The sequence below is a fragment of the uncultured Lactobacillus sp. genome (assembly GCF_948948975.1).
In the GTDB taxonomy this organism is placed as follows: Bacteria; Bacillota; Bacilli; order Lactobacillales; family Lactobacillaceae; genus Lactobacillus.
Window position 1 is genome coordinate 1 of sequence record NZ_CARBVX010000008.1, and the last position, 19,128, is coordinate 19,128.

Below are 19,128 nucleotides of genomic sequence, written 5' to 3' on the forward strand. Positions count from 1 at the left end.
ATAAGTAAGTGTAGAAATGAGGTAATTTTACTATGACAATGATCTCAGTTAATGAATTTAAAAATGGATTAACTATTGAATATAACAATGATTTATGGCGTATTGTTGAATTCCAACATGTTAAGCCAGGTAAAGGTAGTGCCTTTGTTCGTTCAAAACTTAAGAGTTTAAGAACTGGCGCAGTTCAAGAATATACTTTCCGTTCAACTGCTAAAGTAAATACTGCTGATATTCAAACTAAAGCAATGCAATACTTATACAATGATGGTACAAGTTTTGTATTCATGGATACTAATACTTATGAACAACTTGAAATTCCAGAAGCTCAAGTTGAAAGAGAATCCAAGTTCTTGAAAGAAAATATGGTAGTTAACGTTATTACTCATGAAGGTGAAACTTTAGGTGTTGACTTACCAAATACAGTTGATCTTGAAGTTGCAGAAACTGAACCTAATATTAAGGGTGATACATCTTCCGGTGGTGGTAAGCCAGCAACTATGGAAACTGGCCTAGTAGTTAACGTACCATTCTTTATTAATCAAGGTGATGTATTAACTATTAATACTGCTGATGGTACTTACGTTTCTCGTGCAAATAAATAGTTTTTGAGGTAAAAAATATGGCTGATAATTCAACGATTCTTTTATCAAGCAATGACAAAGGCGATGAAACCCGAGTTGATCTTGGTGTTTTAGAGGTTATTCTAGGAATTGCTGCCAGAAAAGTCGATGGCGTCAGCGAAATGCGTGGGACGCTAAAAACTGGCATCGATACTCTTTTTGGTCGTTCTAACCAAGGTAAAGGTGTTTCCCTAAGTGTTGAAGACGATAAGTTAACTGCTGATGTTTATACTTATCTTGACTACGGTGTAAATGTGCCAAAAGTATGCGTCCAACTGCAAAAGAATCTAACTTTGCAATTGAAGCAAATGACAGATTTAGATTTAACTCAAATTAATGTTCATGTAGTTGGCTTGGTTTCAGAAGCAGACGAGACTGAAGTAAAAGCTGACACGGAAGCACTTTTCCCAGATGATAAAGAGGACGAGGCTAAAGACTAAATGACACAGCATGAGATGAGAAGAATTGCTATGCAAGCAATTTATTTGGCTAACCAAGGTAAATTAACTGATGCAGAGGAAGTTTGTCAAAAGGCTTTAAAGGCTTTGGGATTGAAAGATTTTCCAAACTATTCTACAGAATTAGTTAATGGTGTTTTAGCAAATAAAGAAGCACTTGATGAGCAATTAAGTAAATATTTAAAAAAGGGTTGGCGTCTTAATAGAATTAACGAAATTGACTTGGCAATCCTTGAAGTAGCTCTTTATGAAATGCAAAATAGCAAAGTAATAGATCCGGTAGCTGCTTTAAATGAAGCGTTAAATTTATGTGATGAATTTAGCTCTAAGGAATCTAAAAAGTTTATTAATGGTCTCTTGGCCAATTTCATTAAGAAAGACTAACTAATGAGTCGGCTCGTTGAGCCGACTTTTTTTATGAGGTGATTAAGTGAAAAAATTACTAGAAGGAAAAACTCCTGCAAATGAAATTAAAGAGAACTTGATAGAAGAAATAAAAAAATTAAAAAGCAACGGAATAAATCCAACTTTATGCGTAATAGAAGTTGGAGACGATCCAGCAAGTAAAATTTATTTGCGAGTTAAAAGAAATTTAGCTAAAAAAGTAGGAATTAAGGAGATAGGATTGCATTTCCCTGCTAATACTTCTCAGGCTGAACTTCTAGAAAAAATTGAAGAACTTAATCAAAATCCAAGTATTAATGGGATAATGGTGCAATTACCCGTTCCTCCTCAGATTGATCCAAGAGCTATTTTTGAAACAATTGCTCCAGAAAAAGATGCCGATGGATTTTCACCTCTTAACCTAGGGCGTCTATGGGAAGGACAGAGTGATGTAATACCTGCAACAGTTCGCAGTATTTTAACCTTAATTGATTATTATGGAATTGAAATGGCCGGTAAAAATACAGTCATTATTGGTCGTAGCGTAATTGTAGGAAAGCCCTTAGCTGCAGTTTTAGTTGGACGGGATGCAACTGTTACGATAGCTCATTCAAAAACAAAAAACTTAGCAGAGCTAACTAAAAATGCCGATGTGATTATTTCAGATGTCGGTAAGGCACATTTAGTAACTGAGGATATGGTAAAAGAAGGAGCTGTCATAATCGATGTTGGGATGAACCGTGAGAATGGTAAATTAATGGGGGATGTCGATTTCGATACGGTTGCTCCCAAAGCTAATGCAATTACACCGGTACCCGGAGGAGTAGGTCCCTTAACAGTTGCTAGTTTAATGAAACAAGCAGTAATTTTGACGAGGAAACAACATGGTAGATAATAAAGTTTATCTTTCTGTTAGTGATTTAAATTTTTATATTTCACAAAAGTTTAAAAATGATCCCTATTTACATAAAGTGTTTTTACAGGGAGAGTTATCTAACTTTAGATTTAGAATGAATTCCCACCAGTATTTTTCATTAAAAGATGAAAAATCAAAAATTAATGTGGTGATGTTTCGCTCATTTTTTGAAAAATTAAAATTTAAGCCTGAAGAGGGAATGAAGGTTTATGTTAGTGGATATGTAGATGTTTATGGACCGCAGGGATCTTACCAATTTTATGCTCAGACTATGGAGCCAGCAGGTTTAGGAGCTCTTTATGAGCAATTAAGACAATTGCAAGAAAAACTCGCAAAGGAAGGATTATTTAACGAAGAACATAAAAAGAAGATTCCCTTATTTCCAGATCGAATTGCAGTTGTAACTAGTGCTTCAGGAGCAGTAATTCATGATATTATGGTTACTGCTAATCGACGTTTCCCTCATGCTGAGATTGATTTGTATCCGGCTAAAGTTCAAGGAGATGAAGCAGCAGATACTATTGTGGCTGCTTTACAGCAAGTCCAAGCTCAAGGCGAGAAATATGATGTTGTAATCATTGGTCGTGGAGGTGGATCATTAGAAGATCTGTGGCCATTTAATGAAGAAAAAGTTGTGCGGCAGATTTATGCAATGCAAATGCCAGTGATCAGTTCAGTAGGACATGAAACTGATACGACTCTAGCTGATTTAGTAGCCGATGCTAGGGCAGCTACTCCAACGGCTGCAGGAGAATATGCAACGCCTAATTTAGCGGATGTATTAACGCAAATTGTTCAATTACGGGCAAGACTTTATGCTGCCGTTCAGGCCAATATTCATACAAAGCGTCAAATTTTAGATCGGTTAAAGAACGCACCAGTTTTACAAGAGCCAACTAGAATTTATGATCAACAAATTCAACAAGTTGATATGCTCATCCATCGTCTTAATCAGGCAATGGACAATCGATTACAGCACGATGGATCTACATTACGTTTACTTCAAGAACGTCTTAAGGCACTCAGTCCTAGCAGAAAATTAGAGCAACTTGAACGTGAACGAAATTTTTTAGTATCGAATTTGTTTTCAACTATGAATAACTATCTTAAAGATCAAAGAAATAGATTAAATCGAGCTATGCAACAATTAGATGATATTAGTCCGTTGAAAACAATTAGTCGAGGATACGTTTATACAACTGATCAAGAAGGAAATACAGTTACTTCAGTTGACCAGCTAAAAATTGATGAGAAGTTAAGGTTACATTTCAAAGATGGTCAAGTACAAGTAAATGTAGAAAATATTCGGAGAGAAAAAAATGGCAATCAAGAAAAATAATTTTGAAGAACAGTTAAATGAATTACAAGAAATAGTTAATAAGCTTGAAAGTGGTAATGTTCCTCTTGAAGATGCTTTAAGTGAATTTCAAGCAGGAGTTAAATTAAGCCGAGAATTAGAAAAAAAGCTAAATGACGCTGAACAAACTGTTGCCAAATTAGTAGATAAAGATGGAAACGAAAAGACATTAGATCCCCAAAATGCGTCTGCTCCTGAGGAAGAATAAATGAAGTTAAAAGATTTTCAAGAAAAATATACACCTCAAATTGACAATTTTTTAAAAGAACATCTAGTTACTGAAGTTGATAATCCGACTTTTAGTAGAATTATGTCCTATTCAGTAATGGCTGGAGGTAAGCGACTACGTCCTTTACTTTTCTTAGCAACTCTTGAAACACTAAATCATAAAATTGAAGAGCCAGAATTAAGAATTGCTTGTGGAATTGAATTAATTCATACTTACTCTCTAATTCATGATGATTTACCTGCAATGGATAATGACGATTATCGTCGCGGAAAACTTACTTCTCATAAAAGATGGGGAGAAGCAGAAGCAATACTAGCAGGAGATGCGTTACTTCCTTTGGGAATTCAATGGATCACTGAAGGAAGCAATTCAGCCGCCTTAGCAATTATTATTTCTCAAGCTGTAGGACCAAATGGGATGGTAGGTGGTCAATATCTTGATATTGATACAACTAATAACGATTCAGCTAAAGAAAATGCTAAGATGATTGATCAGATGGAGTGGTTGAAAACAGGCTGCCTAATTGAAGCAAGTGTTAAAATGGCTGCAATTTATGCTGGTGCAGGTGATTCTGAGCTTAATAGACTAGATAACTTCAGCAAGCGTTTTGGCAGATCTTATCAAATCTATGACGATTTAGTAGATGTAGTAGAGACAGCAACTGAAGCAGGAAAAGCTACTCATAAGGATGCAACAGAAGGTAAGAATAATACTTTAACTTTGCTTGGAATTGAAGCTAGTCGTAAACAACTTTTAGAATTGATTGCATCAGGAAAAAAAGCTGTAGAAATTTTTGAACAGCCTTTATTAGGTGAATTTTTTAATTTGTATCAGAAGGTATTATAGTAAATGTCTAAAAAGCGTGCAGATGTATTATTGTTTGAACAAGGTTTTTTTAATTCTCGCAGTCAAGCTCAAAGAGCTATCATGGCTGGGTTAGTTAATGACCATAATCATCAAAGAATTGATAAAAGTGGAGAAAAATTTCCGGAAGATGAAGTTTTTCATATAAAAGATGATGGTAAAAAATATGTTTCCCGCGGGGGATTCAAATTAGAAAAAGCCCTTCAAGTATTTAATATTGATTTAAAGGGAAAAATTTGCCTGGATATTGGAGCATCCACTGGTGGTTTTACCGATGTTGCCTTACAAAATGGGGCTAAGTTAGTCTATGCCTTAGATGTAGGATATAATCAACTGGCTTGGAAGTTACGAGATAATCCTCAAGTTGTAGTAATGGAAAAACAGAATTTTCGTTACAGTAAGCCAGTCGACTTCACTGATGGATTGCCTGATTTTGCAATGACAGATGTTTCCTTTATCTCGTTAGATTTAATTATGCCGCCAATGTATGAAATTTTAAAAGATAAATGCGATGCAGTGTGTTTAATTAAGCCACAATTTGAAGCAGGTCCTGAGAATGTAGGTAAGCATGGGATTGTTCATAATCATGAAGTTCATGCAAATGTTATTAAACATACCATGGAAGTTGCTCAAAAAATAGGGTTTAACATTTTGGGAGTAGACTATTCACCAATTAAAGGTGGTAAAGGAAATATTGAATTTCTTATTCATTTAGGAAAAGACGTAGCAAATCCAGGTCAAGACTTATGGAAAGGGAATCCTTCCGATGTAGTTCAACGTGCAGTTAGTGGCCTCTAGGTGAGAAAAATGTTAGTTGAATTAGATATTAAAAACTTTGCAATCATTAAAACTCTAAAAGTTCGCTTTCAAGAAAAAATGACTGTGCTAATTGGAGAAACTGGCGCCGGTAAATCAATTATTATTGATGCTGTTTCCTTATTACTTGGAAGTCGTGCACAAAGTGAAATGATTCGCTCGGGTGAAGAGAAGGCTGTCATCACGGGTTTATTTGTGTTAAGCGAACAAAAGGATCTTATTGAAAATTTATGTGAAAAATATGGCCTGCCTTTTGAAGATGATCAGCTAATAATTAGCCGAGAATTAACACATAAGGGAAGAAATGTAGTTAGAATTAATGGACAGCTGACTACAATCAATGTTTTACGTGAAATTGGACGAAATTTAGTTGATATTCATGGTCAAAACGATCAACAAATTTTGATGGATCAAGATCGACAAATAGATTTGATTGATAATTATGCAGAGCCTGAATTTAAGAAAGAATTGCACAGCTATAAAGTTGACTTTGAGAAATGGCGCCATCTTACTTCTCAACTACGAAAGTTAAGAGAAGATGCTCAAGAAATTGCTCAAAAACAGGATATTTTGGAATTTCAAAATAATGAACTAGAAAGTGCTGATTTAAACGATCCAAATGAAGATGAGAAACTAGAAGAAGAATTTAATGAGCTCAATAACTATCAAAAAATTGCAGATACAGCCAATTATTTTATGCAATTATACGATGATGATGAGCATGGACTAGCTACTTTACTTGGGGATGCACAAAATGCTGCCGAAGATTTGAGTAATTATGGTAAAAAATTTGAAAATTTTGCTACCAGTCTTAATGATGGTATTTATTCTCTAAATGATGCTCGTAGTGAACTATCTACTTTAATGGATCAAATGGACTTTGACGAAGAGCGGTATCAATATGTTTCTAGCCGCCTAGATACATTGAATACTTTGAAGAAAAAATATGGCCCAACTTTAGAGGATGTTTTTAAATTCGCTCAAAAGGTTAAAAGTGAACTAAATAAGTTTGAAACTGGAGATTTAGACGAAGAAAAAATCCAAAAAGAACTCGCAATCGTTGAAAAAAGTCTTAGTCAAAAAGCCCAAAACTTACATGAACAGAGAGAAAACATTGCTCGCGATCTTGAAGAAAAAATAAAAAAAGAATTAGCTGATCTATATATGGAAAAAGCACGCTTTTCTATTAGAATTAATGAGACTAATTCATTTACAAAACTTGGAACTGATGAAGTTATCTTTATGATTGCGCCTAATCCTGGTGAAGCTTTGATGCCATTAGTCAAAATAGTATCTGGCGGAGAACAATCACGTTTAATTTTGGCATTAAAAGCAATCTTTAGTCGTGTGGAACCAGTTGGAACCATGATTTTTGATGAAATTGATACTGGGGTTTCAGGCCGAGTTTCAGCAGCAATTGGTAAAAAGATGCATGCAATCGGCCAAGAAAAACAAGTTATTACAATTACTCACTCCCCTCAAGTGGCTGCTGCTGGAGATCAACGTTATTCAGTTGTAAAGCAAGTTAAAGATGGAGCTACTTATACTCAAGTAGGTCCTCTTACGCAAGAAGAAGCAATTACTGCAATTGCTCAGATGATGGCAGGCTCTGATGTAACAGATGCTGCTAAGAGAAATGCAGCTGACTTAATGGAAAGTTTTAAAGAATAAAATAAAAAGGACTTCTCAGTTTAAAGTGAAAATTACATTTGTACTGAAAAGTCCTTTATTTTTATGCTGTTTCGACGTTAAAAATCTCGTTTAAATCGATTATTCTAATTATATTATTGTCATAGCTATCTAGTACGAAGCGCCCAGCAGAAGTTCTTTTTATTAGCTGACCAATCTCAGTGCATCCATTTTGATAGGTCAGTAATATATATTCTTTATGAAAAAGTGCATGCTCTAAAATTCTAATAATTTTACTTGGATCTTGTGCAAAAGTAGTAAGCTTATTAATATTATAATTAAAGAAGTAATTATAAATTTGTTTACTATAATTATTAAGCGACTTTAATAAATTCATATCTCATTCCTCTATACATCCCGAACTTGCGTTTGCACTATGTATTATACGAACAAATGTTTTTGATTGCAAGTGGAATTTATATCTCTTTGCGAAACTCTTGAAATTACTCGTTTTTTAGTGCAATATATTCTTGTTACTATAATTTTTAGGAGCGAAAATGGCACATCAAGGTTTATTATTAGTTTTATCTGGTCCTTCTGGCGTTGGTAAGGGGACCGTTAAAAGTGCAATGGTGAAGCAAAAAGCTTTTTCATTTGAATATTCTGTTTCAATGACTACTCGTAAGCCTCGTCCAGGCGAAGTTAATGGGAAGGATTATTATTTTGTTTCAGAGGATCGTTTTCAAGAAGCAATTAAAGGTAACGAGCTTTTGGAATATAATGAATACGTAGGCAACCATTATGGTACTCCACTTGCACCAGTGCAAAAGATGCTCAATGAAGGTAAAGATGTTTTACTTGAAATTGATGTCAATGGAGCAAAACAGGTTCGCAAGTTAATGCCAGATGGTGTCTTTATCTTTTTGACACCACCAGATTTGCACGAATTAAAACATCGAATTGTTAATCGCGGAACTGATTCTGACAAGGTAATTGCTATGAGAATGGAACAGGCACGTAAAGAAATTTTAATGATGGAAGATTATGATTATGCTGTAGTTAACGATACTGTTGCTAATGCTGTTGATCATATTAAGTCTATTGTTGAAGCTGAACACGTGCGTGTGCCGCGAGTAATTAATGATTATAGAAATATGGTTAAGGAGGATTAACAGATGAAAATTACATACCCATCTATTGATAAATTGCTGTCTCGAGTAAATTCTCGTTATTCTCTTTCAGTTTTAGCTGCTAAAAGAGCTCATGAGATTCAAGCAGGCGCTCCATTAGCTTTAAAACACTATAAGTCTGATAAAGCAGTGGGCGAAGCGCTTGAAGAAATTGCTGCTGGTAAAGTTACAATTGATCCTGAGCATCGTGAAGATATTGGCTAAAATCTTTTCCTTCATTGTTAATCAATGAAGGTTTTTTAGTAGGTGATAAGATAAATGATTGCGCAAGTTATTGTAGATGTAGCTGCTAAACAAACTGATCGAGTGTTTGAATATCATATTCCAAAGGAATTAACTGATGTAGCTGTTGGATCAAGAGTGGTCGTTCCTTTTGGTCGACGAAAAGTACAAGGATTTGTAGTCGGAATCAGTGAAACAACTTCTTATACAGGAAAATTAAAAGATTTGCTTGTTGTAATTGATGAATTGCCGCCACTTACGCCAGAATTAATTGCTCTCTCTAAAACTTTAGCTGATAAAATTTTTTCATATCGGATTACAATTCTTCAGTCAATGTTACCACGCGTGATGAAGGCGAATTATCGGAAAATTCTAGTTCCCCTTACAGATGAAATTAAAGAAAATAATCTTTTTAAAGGTGAGCCGCTTGATTTAAATGAAGTTTCTGATCTTAAGACAATTGTAAAAATTAAAAAGCTTATAAAAAATAATCAAGCTAAGATCGAATATTTAGTTGAAAATAAAGCTAAGAAGAAGCAAGTAGCTATATATCTTTTGACTAAAACTAGGACAGAATATCAAGAGATTTTGAAAGGAATAAGAACAACAGCAAAAAATCAGCGAGCATTGCTTAATAATATCGTTGAAAAATATAGCGAATATCCAAAATTGGGTTCAAATATTGAATCTGAACTGGGAATCTCAAGTTCTACGTTACGATCAGCCGAAAAAAAGGGATGGCTTTTAAGAAAAGAGCAGGAGATTTATCGCGATCCATTAAAAGATTTTGAATCTAATACTGGTAAGCATTCAGTTAAATTAAATTCAGAACAATTAGACGCCTTAAATTCAATTGGGACTAGTATTAAGGAAAAAGAGGCTAAGACTTTTCTTCTTGAGGGAATTACTGGGAGTGGTAAAACTGAGGTGTATCTTCACGCTATCAGTATGGCTCTTGAGCAGAAGCGAAATGCATTGATGCTTGTTCCAGAGATTTCCCTAACTCCTCAAATGGTTAAACAAGTGAAGGAGCGTTTTGGAGATAATGTTGCTGTTTTACATAGTGGTTTATCTGAAGGTGAAAAGTATGATGAATGGCGACGAATTAGACGGGGAGAAGCTCAAGTTGTAGTAGGAGCTAGAAGTGCAATTTTTGCCCCTTTAAAAAATATTGGTTTAATAGTAATTGATGAAGAACATGAGTCTTCCTATAAGCAAAATGATACTCCTCGCTACCATGCACGTGATGTGGCTTTGCTGAGAAGTAAGTTTCACAATTGCCCAGTCGTTTTAGGAAGTGCAACGCCTTCTTTAGCAAGCCGGGCGCGGGCTCAAAAAGGAAGATATAAATTATTACGTCTAACTAAACGTGCTAACCAAAAGTCACTACCTAAAGTGAACCTGATAGACCTAAAAACTGTTGAATTTGCTGGTGGACAGTTTGACTTATCAATTCCCTTAGTAGATGCAATTAAAGAAAAAATAGCTAAAAAAGAACAGGTTATTTTACTTCTTAATCGTCGTGGCTTTGCTAGTTTTATGCTTTGTCGAAATTGTGGCTTTGTTTTAAAATGTCCAAATTGTGATATCTCGTTAACTTTGCATAAAGATACTGGACAGATGCAATGTCATTACTGCGGCCATAAGGAGCCAATTCCAAGAAAATGTCCAAATTGTCAGAGTAAAAAAATAAGATTTTTAGGTACAGGAACGCAAAAAGTTCAAGAAGAACTGGAAACTTTACTTCCTGATGCTAAAATCTTAAGAATGGATGTTGATACTACTAGACGTAAAGGAAGTTATAAGAAAATTCTTGATAGTTTTGGTAATCATCAAGCCGATATTCTATTAGGAACACAAATGATTGCTAAGGGATTAGATTTTCCAAATGTTACTTTGGTGGGAGTAATTAACGCTGACACAGCCTTATCTCTTCCAGATTTTAATTCTTCAGAAAAAACATTTGATTTACTGACCCAAGTAGCTGGGAGAGCTGGAAGAGCCGAAAAAGCTGGTAGAGTTATGATCCAAACTTATAATCCGGAAAATTATGCAATAAAACTAGCGCAAAATCAGGATTATGAGGGTTTTTATCAAAAAGAAATGCAGGTTAGATTTCAGGGAAACTATCCACCATTTTTTTATACTACCTTAATTACTGTTGCATCAAAAAATGAACAGTCAGCTGCTAAAGAAGCATTCGTAATAAAAAGAAAATTAATGCGCGAGTTACATGCTCCAACTATTATTTTGGGGCCAACGCCAAGTAGTGTAGCCAAAATTAAAAATCAATATTATTACCAAATCTTGGTAAAATATAAATATGAGCCTAAGTTGCATGATCTGCTTCATCAAATTCAAGATGATGCGCAATTAGCACAGAAACGTGGTTTAAATATATACATTGATAATGAACCAGAGAGAATAATGTAAGTTAGAAAGAAGTTGAATCTATGTCATCAGTTATTTTTTTAGGAACCCCAAATTTTGGTAGTGTAGTTCTCCAGGGATTGATTGATCAAGGATATGAAATTAAAGCAGTCGTTACTCAACCTGACAAGCGAGTTGGGCGTAAACAAGTAGTGCATCAATCTGCTGTTAAGGAAACAGCGTTGAAACATAATCTTCAAGTTTATCAACCTGCTAAATTGTCAGGATCAGAAGAACTTACAGAATTAATGAAAATTGAACCGGATTTTATTATTACCGCTGCGTATGGGCAATTTTTGCCAACGAAGTTTTTGAAGTCAGCTAAAATAGCTCCAGTTAATGTTCATGGTTCTCTCCTTCCTAAGTATCGTGGTGGTGCGCCAATTCAATATTCTGTTTTAAATGGGGATAAAGAGACTGGTATTACCATTATGGAGATGGTGAAAAAAATGGATGCAGGAGATATTTTTGCCCAAAAAGCTTTGCCAATTACAGATGAAGATACAAGTGGCACTTTATTTGATAAGTTAAGTATTTTGGGAAGAGATCTTCTCCTAGAAACTTTACCTAAGTTTATCAACGGTACAATTACTCGGACTGCTCAGGATGAGGATAAGGTTGTCTTTTCCCCTAACATCTCTAAAGACCAAGAAAAGATAAATCTATCTATGACAGCTAAAGAAGCTAATAATCTAATTCGTGCCCTTAATCCTGATCCAGGCGCTTATTTGATGCTTGATGGGAAGAGATTCAAAGTTTGGAAAGCAAAACCATTGACTGAAAAGACTAGTTTTCCAGCTGGAACTTTAGTTACTAATAAAAAGAAATTCGTAATTAGTATGGCTGATGGCAGTCAATTAGAATTGCTTGAAGTTCAGCCAACTGGTAAGAAGAAAATGAATATTAAAGATTATCTCAATGGTCAAGGTAGTCATTTTACAATTGGAGATAAGATAATTGATGAGTAATGCAAGAACGGTTGCTTTAGAGACTTTGATCAAAGTTTTTAATCAAAAAAGCTATTCTAATATTGCTTTAAACAATGAACTAACAAAACATGATTTAAAGCCAGCTGATAAGGCCTTAGCTACTAGAATTGTATATGGTACAATTCAATATAAAATATTTTTAGAGTATCAATTAAAGCCGTTAATTAAAACAAAACTACGCGACAGTTTTTTAAAACCGCTTCTTTTAATGTCAGCTTACCAGTACTTTTTCTTAGAGAAAGTACCAGCAAATGCGATTTTTGATGAGGCAAACAAGCTTGCTAAAAAATATAGTAAGAGAAATAGTGGGAGTTATAAGCTGGTTAACGGAATTTTGCGTGCTTTAGAGCGTCAAGGTAAAATTTTGCCACCAACTAATGATATAGTTGAATATTTAAGTATTAAAGAGAGCTTCCCTAAATGGTTAGTAGAATATTTATTAGATCATTTTGGTGAAGATAAAACAAAAGAAATTTTAGTACGAAGTAATCAGCCTGCTGCTAACTCAATTAGAATGACTACAAAAGAGTCAGACTTTGGAGAAATCAAAGAAGAGTTAAAAAAAGATACTTTTAATTTTGAAGAATCCAGTTTAACTCCGCATAATTTAAATCTTAATAAAGGTGGAGTAGCGCAAACAGATCTATTTAAAAATGGAAAAATTACTATTCAAGATGCTGCTGCGTCGCTTGCTGTAGATGCGTTTGATTTTAAGGGTAATGAACAAGTATTAGATGCATGCAGTGCTCCTGGTGGTAAGACTGCTCAAATCGCTGAAAACCTAACAACAGGCAGTGTAGTTGCTTTAGATATCCATGAGAATAAACTAAAGCTTGTAAGAAATGCAGCTGAGCGTCTTCACGTTAGTGATAAAGTAAAGACAAAGGCTTTAGATGCACGAAAGGCGAAAGAATATTTTAATCAAGGACAATTTGATAAAATTTTAGTAGATGCGCCTTGCTCTGGTTTAGGTTTAATTAGACGAAAGCCGGAGATTAGATATGAAAAATCATTAAATGATATTAAAAATTTAGCAAAAATTCAGTTAGCTATTTTGGAAAGCGTGAGTGGACTTTTAGCTAAGGGAGGCGAATTGGTTTACTCAACTTGTACCATCAGCTATGAAGAAGATGAAGGAGTAGTTAAGCAATTTCTAAAATTGCATCCCGATTTTGAGTTGATACCAGTTCAAGTAGGAAAGCTTCCTAAGCAAGAAATGGTACGTATTTTTCCAAGTAGTGACGGCAGTGACGGATTTTTTATTGCAAAATTAAAAAAACGAGGGTAAATAATTTTGATTAAAACAGCATTTGCTTCAAGTATTGGTAGAGTCCGAGAAACTAATCAGGACTTTGTAAAGGTATTTAAAAATCAAAATAATATTATTATGGGGATCGTTTGTGACGGTATGGGTGGCCACCAAGGAGGAGATGTTGCCTCAACGATGGCAGTTAGTCATTTAGGTCATAATTTTGAAAAGACCGATTTTACCGATCCGGACTTAGCTCAAAAATGGTTAACTGTACAATTAAGATTAGAAAATGAAACCATCTTAAATACAGCCGATCGTTTTTCTGATCTAAATGGAATGGGCACCACAATAGTTTTAGCAATTGCCTTTACTGAAAAGATCTTAATTGCCCATCTGGGTGACTCACGTTGTTATCTCTATGGGGGTAATGAATTTAAGCAAATTACTGAGGATCATTCTTTAGTTCATGAATTAGTTAAAATGGGTCAAATTACTGAGCAACAGGCTCGAAATCATCCTCAAAAAAATATTATTACTGAAACTTTAGGAGTCTCAAGTACTGTAAACCCAGAATTTGATATTCTTGAAGTTCATGCTGGTGATATTTTTCTGCTTTGTACCGATGGATTAACAAATTCGTTAACTGATCCTCAAATTCAACAAATCCTTGCCACTAAAAATTTAAGTTTAAAAGAGCGTTGTAATAAACTTATTAATGAAGCTAATCGTTTAGGTGGTGGAGATAATATTACTGTTTGTTTGCTTGCCTATGTAGAAAAGGATGGTGACAAATAGCAATGGAGAAAGGCCATTTGCTTGGTGGTCGCTATAAGATTATCTCTGTTTTAGGCGAAGGCGGAATGGCTAATGTTTATTTAGCTGAAGACATTATTCTGCAAAGAAAAGTTGCAGTTAAAGTTTTGCGACTAGATTTGCAAAAGGATCCTCAAACTATTCAACGTTTCCAAAGAGAGGCACTTTCTACTAGTGAATTAAGTCATCCGCATATTGTTTCGATTCTTGACGTAGGAACAGACGGAAATTGTCATTATTTAGTAATGGATTATGTGGATGGATCTGATTTGGAAGAATATATCCAACATAATAATCCAATTCCTTTGCCTAAAGTAATTGATATCATGGATCAAATATTAAGTGCCGTTGCATTGGCGCATAAGCACAATGTGATACATCGCGACTTAAAACCACAAAATATTTTAATGGATAAAAAAGGCAATATTAAAATTGTGGATTTTGGTATTGCAATTGCTTTAAATCAAAGTAATATGACGCAAACCAATACTGCAATGGGATCAGTGCATTATATGTCGCCTGAACAAGCCCGGGGCAGTATGGCAACAAAACAATCGGATATCTATTCCTTAGGAATAATTCTCTACAAATTATTGACTGGTACAGTTCCTTTTACTGGAGAAAATGCTGTTGCAGTTGCTCTGAAGCATTTCCAAGAAAAGACACCATCTTTAAGAGATAAAAATCCTAACGTTCCACAAGCTTTAGAAAATGTTGTTTTTAAAGCTACAGCAAAAGATCCTCGGGATCGTTATAAATCTGCTTTAGAAATGAAGGCGGACTTGGATACGTGTCTTGATCCAAAGCGTAAGGATGAGCAGATTTTTAAGCCAGAGTATGATCCGTCTACTGATGAAACAATTGTTGTTCCTCCTCTTGAAGGAAGCGTTCATAATAAAGATCATGAAGGGCAGGCAAAGGAAGAACCTAAAGAAGAAAAAAAGAGTCTATTTAAAAATCTGAAGGGTCATAAATGGTGGTGGTTAGGAGCGATAATTGCATTTTGTGTAATTATGGTAATTCTGTTCTTTGCGCTTGGCAGAAAAGATATGGTAGATATTCCTAATATTAATCGGATGAGTCAGACGGAGGCTAAAAAATCTCTTCAATCTTCTAATTTAAAAGTTGGAAAAATTACTTATGAATATTCTGATAGTGTTCCAAAAGGAGAAGTCATTAGGACAGACCCTCCGATTGGATCTCAGATAAAAGATGGACAAAAGGTTAACTTAGTTTTATCTCGAGGTAGTCATCTTGTTGAAATGCCAAATGTAATTGGAGAGTCTTATACCGCTGCACGAAAACAGTTAGTTAAACTAGGTTTTACTGTTACTAAAACTGAAGAATACTCTCCTAGTCCTAAAAAACAGGTTAATGCTCAAGATATTGAACCAGGCCAGGAAGTAAATCCTAATAAATCGACAGTAACCTTGTTGGTCTCAAAGGGACCTAGTTCGGCGAGTAGTGCCCGATCTAGACGATATACAATAAAATTAAGAGATATTGTAGGATATTCATTGAAAGGTGCCCGAGATTATGCTCGGGAACATCACTTATCACTTAAAGTTGAAGAAGAAGATTCAGATGGTGAAAATGATGGCACAGTTTTACGCCAATCGCCAGAATCAGGTACTGAGATGAATTCAGGAGATACGTTAACAGTAGTAGTAGCAAAAGTTAAGAAAAACGATTCTACTGATACTTCAAGCAGTTCAACTACTACCACTACTGTTACAAAATCTTATACTATTAATTATCCAGGAAGTGCTGATCAAAGCGGATCAGAAAAAAAGCCTGATCATATTCAGGTATATGTTTCTGATGATGGACATTCAATTAATAATATTTACAAAGACATGAATATTACTTCTGAACAGACTTTTACCATTCCGTTTAAGTTAAGCAAAAAAAATGGACATATAAAAATATTGCGAAATGGTGAAACGATTTTAGATGAGGACGTTAATAAATAATGAAAAAAGCAGAAGGAACGATTATTAGTGCTATCTCAGGCTACTATGATGTCGAAATTGATAATAAAGTAGTTAGAACGAGAGCACGGGGAGTTTTTAGAGATCGTAAACAAAAGCCGCTGGTAGGAGATAGAGTAGTAGTTCAATTAGATGAGCAAGGAATGAACTATTTAATTGAAATATTACCACGCATTAATGAAATAGGACGCCCAGCGGTGGCAAATGTATCTAGAGTATTATTAGTAATTTCTGCTGTTGAGCCTGACTTTTCACTTGAATTATTAGATAGATATTTAACCTTTTTTGCTTGGAAAAATGTTGGCGTAGTCATTTATTTGTCAAAAGCGGATATTACTCCTTCTGAAAGAGTAAAAGAGATTCAAACTAAGTTAGAATACTACCAAAGAATTGGTTATCCTGTTTTTGAAGATGCAAAAAAACTGGAAGATGAGCTTCCAAAAATGATCGATAAAGATCAGATTTGGACCTTAGCTGGGCAATCCGGTGCTGGCAAATCAACATTATTAAATAAGCTAGAGAGTGAAGCAAAGCAAGCAACAGGAGCAATTTCAACTGCTTTAAATCGTGGAAAACATACGACAAGACAAGTAACACTATTTAAATATGGCACTGGCTTTATTGCTGATACTCCGGGTTTTTCAGCAATTGATCTCTTTAAGATCAAAGTTGATGATCTAAGAAATTATTTTTATGATTTAAAAGAAGTAAGTGAAAAATGCAAATTTAGAGGTTGCCAGCATATTAAAGAGCCTGGTTGCGAGGTTAAAAAACTTGTAGAAGAAGGTAAAATAGCTCGCAGTCGTTATGAATCTTATTTAAAAATTAGACAAGAAATTTCTGACAATAGAATGCCAGAGTATTTAAAGAAATAGGTGAAACTATGATAGCACCATCAATTTTGAATGCAGATAATATGCATTTAAGTCGCGATATTAAAGCCGCTATTGAAAGCGGTATAGATAGATTCCATATTGATATTATGGATGGACACTTTGTACCTAATTTGTCATATGGACCAGAATTGGTAAAAGACTTTAAGCGATCTTTTCCGTTAACAGATGCTGAAATTCATTTAATGAGTAATGACTTAGAAACGACATTGCCTCTCTTTGTAGAAGCTGGATGTGATCTTTTAGAATTTCATTATGAAGCAACTGATAATCCTGAATATTGGCTAAAATATTTAAAAGATAATAATGTTCGATGTGGAATGGCAATCAATCCGTCTACACCAGTACAAAAATTACAACCATTTTTAAAAGAATTAGATCAAGTGCTTTTGATGACAGTAAAACCTGGTTTCGGTGGGCAAAAGTTTGAAGAAGAGTCAGTTGAGCGTTTGGTTGAACTTAAGAACATGATTGAAGCAGAGAATTTAAGTGTATCAATTGAAGTTGATGGTGGGATTGAGCCTAAGACTTTAAAGCTTACTAGGGATGCTGGAGCAACAATTTTTGTCGCTGGTTCTTATATTTTTAAAAATGGAAGTATTGCAGATCAAGTTATGAAATTAAAAAAAGAAGATAAATGAGAGCAATTGCATTATTAGGTGGTCCAAAAGAAGAATGGCCACATAATTTAGCCACTAAAATTAAAGAAGCACGTAAAAAAGGCGCCCTAATTATGGCTAGTGATCGGGGTAGCCTTTTTTTATTAGAGTTAGGAATAGTACCTGACGTTGCCTTAGGAGACTATGATTCATTAACTGTTGATGAAAGAGAAATCGTTGAAAGCAAAGTTAAGGATATGCGCTATTCGAATCCAATCAAAGATTTTACGGATTCTGAAATGCTGTTTTATGCCGCATTTGTCGATTATCGAGTTGACAGCTTAACGGTATATGGAGCAACTGGAGGAAGATTGGATCATTTTTTTGTTAACATGTATGCTATTATGAAAGCGCCATTTGATAGATTTAAAGAAAAAATTGAATTTATTGATAAGAAAAATGTTATCCGCTTTTTTGGAAAAGGACATCACATCCTTCCTTATGAAGCTGACTATAAATATTTGGGAATTGGAACTTTAACAGGAGCTAAAAATTTTAGTATTAAAAATGCGAGATATGATTTACAGCCCATAGATTTATTGGTACCGACAGTTTATTCATCAAATGAATATTTGAATAGGCAAGCAATAGAGATTTCTTGTGAGTCGGGAACATTAATTGTAATAAATAGTCGAGATAAAAAATAAAAGGGATCAAGATTAATCTTGATCCCTTTTATTTTTACTTCTTAATTAGACACGTTTAACCTTACCGGATTTCAAAGCGCGAGCGGATACCCAAACACGCTTTGGCTTACCGTCAACAAGGATGCGAACTTTTTGAAGGTTTGGCTTCCATGAACGCCGCACGGAGTTCAAAGCCTTTGAACGCTTGTTACCAAAGACCGTCTTGCGGCCAGTAATAATGTCTTTTGCCATTTGTGCTAAACCCTCCTTTATGTTGTTGTAGTACTTATCTAATTTATCACAGCTTTTAGAATTGTGCAATATTGTCTTTCCATTTTCTATAAACTAACATTGTTGATATAAAAGCCTGCTGTGTTAAAATAAATTGAGAAAAAATTGTTCTTCGTTAATGGAGGAATACGATGGCTGTTAAAATTAAAACAAAATATGGCTTAATTGATATTTCAAATAGTGTAATTGCTACTGTCGTAGGCGGAGCAGCTACTTCGAACTATGGTGTAGTTGGAATGGCTTCAAAGAACGCTTTACGTGACGGAGCTTACACTATTTTAAACCGTGAAAATTACCGTCGCGGTGTTGTAATTAAAACTAATGATAATCAAATCGTCGTTGATGTATATATTATTGTGGGTTATGGTCTAAAAATTTCGGAAGTAAGTCACAATGTCCAAGATAGTGTAAAATACAATCTTGAAAATCTTTTAGGCATTAAGACTAAGTCGGTTAACGTTATTGTTCAAGGCGTAAAGATTTTAGACGATTAATGCAT

General features: G+C 34.7%; 22 protein-coding genes. 20 read left to right on the forward strand and 2 right to left on the reverse strand.

The window, feature by feature from the left end; all coding sequences use genetic code 11:
• The first annotated feature begins 32 nt into the window (after positions 1-32).
• The 9 genes from efp to recN are packed head-to-tail and all read left to right on the forward strand — an operon-like array spanning position 33 to position 7,315.
• Positions 33-602 carry an elongation factor P gene (gene efp, locus Q9R40_RS04550; protein WP_004895368.1) on the forward strand — a complete coding sequence of 190 codons (570 nt, stop codon included), beginning with the start codon at positions 33-35 and terminating at the stop codon, positions 600-602.
• A 17-nt stretch (positions 603-619) separates the two neighbouring features.
• Complete coding sequence (locus tag Q9R40_RS04555; RefSeq protein WP_004895367.1) at positions 620-1,060, forward strand: Asp23/Gls24 family envelope stress response protein; 441 nt, start codon at positions 620-622, stop codon at positions 1,058-1,060.
• Positions 1,061-1,462 (forward strand): transcription antitermination factor NusB, encoded by a 402-nt coding sequence (gene nusB / locus Q9R40_RS04560; protein ID WP_297939172.1) that lies wholly within the window; start codon positions 1,061-1,063, stop codon positions 1,460-1,462.
• A 46-nt stretch (positions 1,463-1,508) separates the two neighbouring features.
• Positions 1,509-2,357 carry a bifunctional methylenetetrahydrofolate dehydrogenase/methenyltetrahydrofolate cyclohydrolase gene (locus Q9R40_RS04565; protein WP_304676516.1) on the forward strand — a complete coding sequence of 283 codons (849 nt, stop codon included), beginning with the start codon at positions 1,509-1,511 and terminating at the stop codon, positions 2,355-2,357.
• Positions 2,347-3,717, forward strand: a complete 1,371-nt coding sequence (gene xseA / locus Q9R40_RS04570) for an exodeoxyribonuclease VII large subunit (RefSeq protein WP_304676518.1) — start codon at positions 2,347-2,349, stop codon at positions 3,715-3,717. The genes Q9R40_RS04565 and xseA overlap by 11 nt, the downstream gene beginning before the upstream one ends.
• The gene (locus Q9R40_RS04575) at positions 3,698-3,943 is read left to right on the forward strand and encodes an exodeoxyribonuclease VII small subunit (protein WP_297584265.1); all 246 of its coding nucleotides are present in this window, start codon (positions 3,698-3,700) and stop codon (positions 3,941-3,943) included. Before xseA ends, Q9R40_RS04575 begins: the two co-directional genes overlap by 20 nt.
• Positions 3,944-4,810: a polyprenyl synthetase family protein gene (locus tag Q9R40_RS04580; protein ID WP_297939163.1), complete on the forward strand. Its 867-nt coding sequence runs from the start codon at positions 3,944-3,946 to the stop codon at positions 4,808-4,810.
• Between the two features lie 3 nt (positions 4,811-4,813).
• Positions 4,814-5,626 carry a TlyA family RNA methyltransferase gene (locus Q9R40_RS04585; RefSeq protein ID WP_297939160.1) on the forward strand — a complete coding sequence of 271 codons (813 nt, stop codon included), beginning with the start codon at positions 4,814-4,816 and terminating at the stop codon, positions 5,624-5,626.
• A gap of 9 nt (positions 5,627-5,635) precedes the next feature.
• A complete protein-coding gene (gene recN, locus Q9R40_RS04590; RefSeq protein WP_304676523.1) occupies positions 5,636-7,315 on the forward strand; it encodes a DNA repair protein RecN in 1,680 nt (559 codons plus the stop codon).
• Positions 7,316-7,376: 61 nt separating this feature from the next.
• Here the strand turns inward: recN and Q9R40_RS04595 are convergent, their stop codons facing one another.
• A complete protein-coding gene (locus tag Q9R40_RS04595; protein WP_297939154.1) occupies positions 7,377-7,670 on the reverse strand; it encodes a hypothetical protein in 294 nt (97 codons plus the stop codon).
• A 160-nt stretch (positions 7,671-7,830) separates the two neighbouring features.
• On the opposite strand from Q9R40_RS04595, the gene gmk reads away from it, so the two are divergent.
• The 10 genes from gmk to Q9R40_RS04645 are packed head-to-tail and all read left to right on the forward strand — an operon-like array spanning position 7,831 to position 18,359.
• Complete coding sequence (gmk, locus tag Q9R40_RS04600) at positions 7,831-8,445, forward strand: guanylate kinase (RefSeq protein ID WP_297939151.1); 615 nt, start codon at positions 7,831-7,833, stop codon at positions 8,443-8,445.
• Positions 8,446-8,448: 3 nt separating this feature from the next.
• Entirely contained in the window at positions 8,449-8,667 is a 219-nt protein-coding gene (gene rpoZ, locus Q9R40_RS04605; RefSeq protein WP_004897072.1) for a DNA-directed RNA polymerase subunit omega, read from the forward strand.
• A gap of 54 nt (positions 8,668-8,721) precedes the next feature.
• On the forward strand, positions 8,722-11,118 hold the full coding sequence (gene priA / locus Q9R40_RS04610; protein WP_304676526.1) for a primosomal protein N': 2,397 nt from the start codon (positions 8,722-8,724) through the stop codon (positions 11,116-11,118).
• A gap of 20 nt (positions 11,119-11,138) precedes the next feature.
• Positions 11,139-12,083, forward strand: a complete 945-nt coding sequence (gene fmt, locus Q9R40_RS04615) for a methionyl-tRNA formyltransferase (RefSeq protein WP_304676528.1) — start codon at positions 11,139-11,141, stop codon at positions 12,081-12,083.
• Positions 12,076-13,392 carry a 16S rRNA (cytosine(967)-C(5))-methyltransferase RsmB gene (gene rsmB, locus Q9R40_RS04620; protein WP_304676530.1) on the forward strand — a complete coding sequence of 439 codons (1,317 nt, stop codon included), beginning with the start codon at positions 12,076-12,078 and terminating at the stop codon, positions 13,390-13,392. Before fmt ends, rsmB begins: the two co-directional genes overlap by 8 nt.
• A 6-nt stretch (positions 13,393-13,398) precedes the next feature.
• Positions 13,399-14,151 (forward strand): Stp1/IreP family PP2C-type Ser/Thr phosphatase, encoded by a 753-nt coding sequence (locus Q9R40_RS04625; protein ID WP_004895348.1) that lies wholly within the window; start codon positions 13,399-13,401, stop codon positions 14,149-14,151.
• A gap of 2 nt (positions 14,152-14,153) precedes the next feature.
• On the forward strand, positions 14,154-16,142 hold the full coding sequence (gene pknB / locus Q9R40_RS04630) for a Stk1 family PASTA domain-containing Ser/Thr kinase (RefSeq protein WP_304676532.1): 1,989 nt from the start codon (positions 14,154-14,156) through the stop codon (positions 16,140-16,142).
• Complete coding sequence (gene rsgA, locus Q9R40_RS04635) at positions 16,142-17,035, forward strand: ribosome small subunit-dependent GTPase A (RefSeq protein ID WP_304676534.1); 894 nt, start codon at positions 16,142-16,144, stop codon at positions 17,033-17,035. Before pknB ends, rsgA begins: the two co-directional genes overlap by 1 nt.
• 8 nt (positions 17,036-17,043) lie before the next feature.
• Entirely contained in the window at positions 17,044-17,694 is a 651-nt protein-coding gene (gene rpe, locus Q9R40_RS04640; protein ID WP_297939134.1) for a ribulose-phosphate 3-epimerase, read from the forward strand.
• Entirely contained in the window at positions 17,691-18,359 is a 669-nt protein-coding gene (locus Q9R40_RS04645; RefSeq protein WP_304676537.1) for a thiamine diphosphokinase, read from the forward strand. The genes rpe and Q9R40_RS04645 overlap by 4 nt, the downstream gene beginning before the upstream one ends.
• Positions 18,360-18,404: 45 nt before the next feature.
• Here Q9R40_RS04645 and rpmB read toward each other — a convergent pair whose 3' ends face one another.
• A complete protein-coding gene (rpmB, locus tag Q9R40_RS04650) occupies positions 18,405-18,590 on the reverse strand; it encodes a 50S ribosomal protein L28 (protein ID WP_004895337.1) in 186 nt (61 codons plus the stop codon).
• 170 nt (positions 18,591-18,760) lie between these two features.
• Here rpmB and Q9R40_RS04655 point away from each other — a divergent pair, with 170 nt between their 5' ends.
• Positions 18,761-19,123, forward strand: coding sequence for an Asp23/Gls24 family envelope stress response protein (locus Q9R40_RS04655; RefSeq protein WP_003647521.1), 363 nt, complete (start codon positions 18,761-18,763; stop codon positions 19,121-19,123).
• Positions 19,124-19,128: the final 5 nt, after the last annotated feature.